Below are 3011 nucleotides of genomic sequence, written 5' to 3'. Positions count from 1 at the left end.
ATGGTGGCTACATATTGATGTTGTGCTGTTGCTTTTTACTGAAAGCTGCTACTAACGACTCATAAATCTACCCTTAATCGTGTATTGGATGATAGTTGCGGATTTTAGGTATATGTTGAATCTTTAGCTAAAAGGCATAAGTTCTGTATTATATCTAAACTCTTCTGAATAAGAAAATTAGGATTGACTTTTATATAAATAGCTGTAGGCCCGTCTGCACTGCCTATTATACCAATTGAATTAACCTCGCTATTCTTATAAGTTTTACAACTGATGAATGTAAATGAAAGCAGGAATAGCATAAGCTTTCCGATCAATTTTTTTGTTTTCATAATACTTAAATTAATAGTTTTGTATTAATTCAATTTTTTTGCACTTGATTATAATTCTAAGCAGCTAATATCACAAATATAGTGTTTATAATTGAAAGTAGAAACACATGCCAAATCTTTATGCAATAAATAAGTAAGTTCTAATCTTCAGCAATTTATAATATTAAACAGAGTGCATTGCTTATAAAGTTTACTTTATGAGGATGACATCATCGAGGTTGGTGGTGTACTGTTTGCTAATATGTTCGCATTTAAGATGCCACGACTTGTCTGTAGTACCCTGGACAGCTACCTTTATTGTGTTATGACCGTTCTTGCGATTAATCGCATCTATGGCAGCGGCCAAGCGTGACTGCTTCTCACGGTCAATGGTGTCGAACAAGTTGGTCTGGATGGCTGAGTCAGGAACTATGTTCCAGACAATGACACCGGCTTTCTTGTACTGATAACCGCCCTCCTTGCTGAAATCCATGCGAAGTGCCTGGACTGCGGTACTTACAAGTTCCTGAAGGTCATTTGTAGGTACTTGCAGGTGAATGGTACGGTTGATGCAGTGTTGTGGAAGATCAAGACGGAAACGGCTGGTATAGGCGAAGACAGTTATCTCTGTACAGCAGCTGTGCTGCATACGGAGCTTACGGACACATTCGGAAGAAAAGTTGGCGACTGCTTCCTCTAAGCTGGAGAGTTCTGACAGACCAGAGTCAGGGAAACTGCGGCTGGTACAGATACTTTTCTTCTGAGGCAGTTCCTCGACATCGATACAAGATTCACCACGAAGCTCCTTCCAAGTGCGTACACCGGTAATTGTAAGTAATTTTCGCACGAAGCTCTCGCTTTTCTGAGTGAAATCTAAGGCGGTATTTATACCATAATAGCGCAGCTTATCCAAGCTCCGATGGCCGATACCCCAGACTTCGCCAATTTCGAACCTTTGTAAAGCTTTGATTCGTTTATCTTCCGTATCAATGATACAAACACCTCCATAACCCTTGTACTTTTTCCCGTATCTGCTTGCCACCTTCGCCAGAGTCTTTGTCGGTGCAATGCCCATTGTAACCGGGATGCCTGTACCCTTTCCGATGGTCTTTACAATCTTCCGACCGTAGGAAACCAGTTTCTCCCCTTCTCCGAAGCCTGAGAGATCCAGGAACGCTTCATCAATCGAGTACTGTGTCAGTTCCGGCGTAAACTCGGACAGCAGCATCATAACCCGGCGGCTCATATCACCATACAGATTGTAGTTGGAACTGAAGACAGCCACATTGTTTGCCTCCAAGACTTCACGGATCTGATAGAGAGGTGTCCCCATCTTGATGCCCATTGCCTTGACTTCGTTGCTTCTGGCCACGACACAGCCGTCATTGTTCGAGAGAACAACGACAGGTTTGTCACGAAGCAGCGGATTGAACACGCGCTCGCATGAGCAGTAGAAGTTATTGCAATCAACAAGGGCTATCATCTGCCTTTTCTAAGCTGTCTTTTTATGTTGTAGGTAAGAACTCCCCATATCAGGAAGTTGTTCTCCTCTGTAATCCTAATCGGAGTGTATTCCTCGTTGGCCGGAACGAGCCAGATACATTTTTCATTATCGTCAAAGCGCACTGTCTTCAGCGTGAATTCTCCATCGATGAAAGCCACAACGATGTCACCGTCCTGAGGTTCCAGGGCCTTGTCTATGACCAGCAGGTCGCCGTCATCGATACCGCAGTCCTTCATGGAATCTCCGGAAGCACGGGCATAGAAGGTAGTAGCCGGATGGCGTATGAGTTCCCGGTTTAGGTCTATGCTATCAGTCATGTAGTCTTGAGCAGGTGAAGGAAATCCAGCTCTCACACCCTGGTCTGCAAACGGTAATGACAGTTCGCTGCTCAGGTCAGCAGAATACATGGTAAGTTTTATACTCATCCAAGTAGTCCTTTCTCCAGCATTTCCTTACGAAGAAGTTCTTTCTCAACCTCAGTCATATCAGCCAGTTTTAATCTGTGGGGATTCTGTCTCTGATAAGCCTTAACATCTTCAATTACATTCTGGAAGTCATACAGAAACTCGCGAGAAGCGCCATGCCTTCTGTAGATTTCAATGGCTGCCTCCAGGACTTCTACCGTACAGGTATCGTCACCTTGAAATACAGTTGCCGGTATTTGATTTACGACGCATTTTCGTAATAAAGCAAGTTGATCTTTCATATTTTGATTATGTTACAAATTCAGAAAATAACATAGAATAATTTAGTTGTGTAATTTTATCCTAATCATACACCCTCTACAGATAGTTGTGATACAGATAAATGGATAGTTGTGTAAAACCGTCCATATTAAATATTTTTCAATTTACTTATTGAAGCGACAAACTCTTTGGCAGGTTTGAAAGCTGGTATATCATGTTCCGGTACAATTACTGTAGTGTTTCTGGAAATATTGCGAGCGGTTTTCTCTGCCCTATGCTTCAGGATAAAGCTGCCGAAGCCTCTTAGAAAGACAGGTTCCTGATTTGCCAATGAAGATTTTACTTCAGACATGAATGACTCTACTACTGTTAATGCTGTTGCGTAATCAATACCAGTAGAACCTTAATTCCGCAACACTATAATTTAACTTTATTTATAAGTTCCTGAGCAACAAAAAGTTGCCCAGGATTTTGCCATGTCAGAATTTTCACTTATCTTAGTGTTGCAAA

General features: G+C 42.0%; 4 protein-coding genes. All 4 read right to left on the bottom strand.

Going from position 1 to position 3011, the window contains the following annotated elements; all coding sequences use genetic code 11:
* Positions 1 to 522: 522 nt before the first annotated feature.
* The 4 genes from MUN53_RS18190 to MUN53_RS18175 all read right to left on the bottom strand — a co-directional run bounded on the left by MUN53_RS18190 (position 523) and on the right by MUN53_RS18175 (position 2892).
* Entirely contained in the window at positions 523 to 1794 is a 1272-nt protein-coding gene (locus MUN53_RS18190) for a Y-family DNA polymerase (RefSeq protein WP_215666695.1), read from the bottom strand.
* Positions 1791 to 2240: a LexA family protein gene (locus MUN53_RS18185; RefSeq protein ID WP_118038407.1), complete on the bottom strand. Its 450-nt coding sequence runs from the start codon at positions 2238 to 2240 to the stop codon at positions 1791 to 1793. Before MUN53_RS18185 ends, MUN53_RS18190 begins: the two co-directional genes overlap by 4 nt.
* Complete coding sequence (locus tag MUN53_RS18180; RefSeq protein ID WP_087209065.1) at positions 2237 to 2521, bottom strand: hypothetical protein; 285 nt, start codon at positions 2519 to 2521, stop codon at positions 2237 to 2239. Before MUN53_RS18180 ends, MUN53_RS18185 begins: the two co-directional genes overlap by 4 nt.
* A gap of 128 nt (positions 2522 to 2649) precedes the next feature.
* A complete protein-coding gene (locus tag MUN53_RS18175; RefSeq protein WP_243326832.1) occupies positions 2650 to 2892 on the bottom strand; it encodes an HU family DNA-binding protein in 243 nt (80 codons plus the stop codon).
* Positions 2893 to 3011 lie beyond the last annotated feature (119 nt).

The sequence above is a fragment of the Parabacteroides faecalis genome (assembly GCF_022809355.1).
Lineage (GTDB): Bacteria > Bacteroidota > Bacteroidia > Bacteroidales > Tannerellaceae > Parabacteroides > Parabacteroides faecalis.
The sequence above is the reverse complement of the archived record's forward strand: the minus strand, read 5'-3'. Positions and strand labels throughout refer to the sequence as shown.